This is a genomic window from Roseateles sp. P5_B10, assembly GCF_056400485.1.
Genome location: NZ_JBFULE010000860.1, coordinates 1 through 2,172, shown reverse-complemented (window position 1 = coordinate 2,172; position 2,172 = coordinate 1). Strand labels below are relative to the sequence as shown.

The following is a 2,172-nucleotide window of genomic DNA, read 5'->3' as shown; positions in this document are numbered from 1 at the left end:
GAGGTGAGGGCTCGATGAGGGGAAGGTGAGGTGAAAGTTAAGGCGACGTGGGACGTGGAGTCTGCGGTGGCGGCTTCAGGCTGGCTGCTGCCGCTCGGATTCATCAGTCGTGGGGCAGCAATGTGCCCAAAGCCGAAATTCGCCGAGATACAGCAACAGGCTGACAGCAGTCAGTCTTGGTACCCTAGCCAACATGGAGAACGCACAAACCGCGAAATTTCGTGAAGTCCTTCAAGCCGCTGAACAGGGCGACGCCAATGCGCAAGAACGCGTTGGCAGCATGTATTTTCAAGGCTGGGGCGTTGCGAAAGACGAGACTCAGGCCGTCCATTGGTGCAGCAAGGCCGCCGAGCAAGGGCACGCTTGTGCCCAATGGACTCTTGGCCAAAAGTACCGGCTGGGACTTGGCGTTGCGCCAGACGACGTTCAAGCCGTGGCCTGGTACCTCAAGGCCGCCGAACAGGGCTACATGAACGGTCAACACGCACTTGCGTGGATGTTCGAACAAGGCCAGGGTGTTGCGCAGGACGATACCCAAGCCATCTTTTGGTACCGGAAGGCTGCTGAGCAAGGCTCCCCGGCAGCCGAATGTTCAATACATCTCATCATTGAGCGCGGTCTCAGCGGCCCGCGAAACCTGAAGAAGCGCATTGCGGCCTTTTTCCACACGAGCGCTGAGCAAGGCGATGCTTTGGCACAAAAGGCGCTCGGCGACCTGTACTGCGAAGGCAGGGGAGTTCCGCAAGACTACGCCGTGGCTGTCCATTGGTACCGCCAAGCTGCAGAGCAGGGCTACGTGCTTGCCCAACTCAGTCTCGGCGATATGTACGAGGACGGCCGCGGCGTTGAGCAGGACGATGCGCTCGCCGTCGCTTGGTATCGCAAGGCTGCCGAGCGACAGAGCGAAGACGCTGATAGATACGGTCCCAACGCGCGGAAGGCACTCGCGCGGATGTACGGAAGTGGCCGAGTCCATGACCTCGGCCAGAGCTTAGATTCAGCCTGAAAAGCTACTTGGCTGACGGCTCGCGCTGCAGTGGCGACCGTCAACCCTGGAGTCGTACTTCCGCTTTGGGCACATTGCTGCCCTACGCACGCCGGCCGCGAGCGTCGGCAATCGCTGCGAAGCAGTAGTCCGCCGAACTTCGGCATCAGGCTGAGCTGAGTCATTCACATGCCAATGCAGCAGCGACAGCAGCCGTCCGGACCGGTCGTTGAGCGCTGCTGGCACCGACCGGCAGCTTCGCCCATGGGAGCAGTCGCTTGACCACGGTCCTCGAAAGTCAATCGGTTGAAGCGAACCTTCCCCGCTTCGAGCCATGGTTCGGGTCGTAGACGCCCCAAGCCCAATCTCCAAACCGGGTGTCTCGGTAGTCTTCGTAGGCACGTCGGATTTCGTCTAGCGTGGTCATCACGAACGGCCCGTGCTGCACGACGGGTTCTTCAATCGAGCGGCCTTGGAGCAGCAGTACCTCGGCTTCCTTGGACCCATTTACAAGCTCGACCACGGCGGAGCAGTCGACCTCGATAGCAGAACGCGCGTCGACGCACTCACCGTCGATGGTCAGCGTGGAGCCCTTGAAGAAGAGGAGCTGCCTGCGCGTGCCACTACCCAAGGCAGGCGGTAGCTGCCACCTCGCACCCGGCGCCATCTTCAACGTCCACACGGCCAAGTCCGAACTAGGGTCTGACGCCCATGACCTTGAAGGCGGTGACGGCGGCTGTTGCATGTGCACTCCGTGCAAGGCGCCGACGATGCATGTGACGTCGACGCCGGCTTCAACATGCCTCGGGATGTCCTCGGCCCAGAACATCTTGAAGCTGGGCTCAGCCATCTTGTCGCGCGCCGGCAGGTTCAGCCATATCTGAAACAGCTCCAGCGTGTTCGGCTCGAGGGGGTCCAGCAAAGGGAACATCTCCGCATGCACGACACCACGCCCCGCAGTCAGCCACTGCACATCGCCCGCGCCATACCGGGCTGTGGCGCCCAGTGAGTCCGAGTGGTCGACCACGCCCTGGCGGACGATGGTGATGGTCTCGAAGCCGCGATGCGGGTGGGCAGGGAAGCCTGGCACCGTCTGCCCGAAGTACATGCGCCAGGGCTTTCCGGCACCTGTATCGGCAGGTGGTGGCTCAACCGGTCCCAAGTCGGCGTTCCCAGGTGGATAGTGG

2 protein-coding genes are annotated in these 2,172 nt (G+C 61.7%); one reads left to right on the top strand and one right to left on the bottom strand.

Annotated elements, in window-relative coordinates:
* Positions 1-193: 193 nt before the first annotated feature.
* A complete protein-coding gene (locus tag AC1DU6_RS28585) occupies positions 194-1,006 on the top strand; it encodes a tetratricopeptide repeat protein (RefSeq protein WP_477861266.1) in 813 nt (270 codons plus the stop codon).
* 277 nt (positions 1,007-1,283) lie between these two features.
* Here the strand turns inward: AC1DU6_RS28585 and AC1DU6_RS28580 are convergent.
* Positions 1,284-2,172, bottom strand: an 889-nt coding sequence (locus tag AC1DU6_RS28580; RefSeq protein WP_477861264.1) for a pirin family protein, incomplete at its 5' end; no start/stop codon positions are given.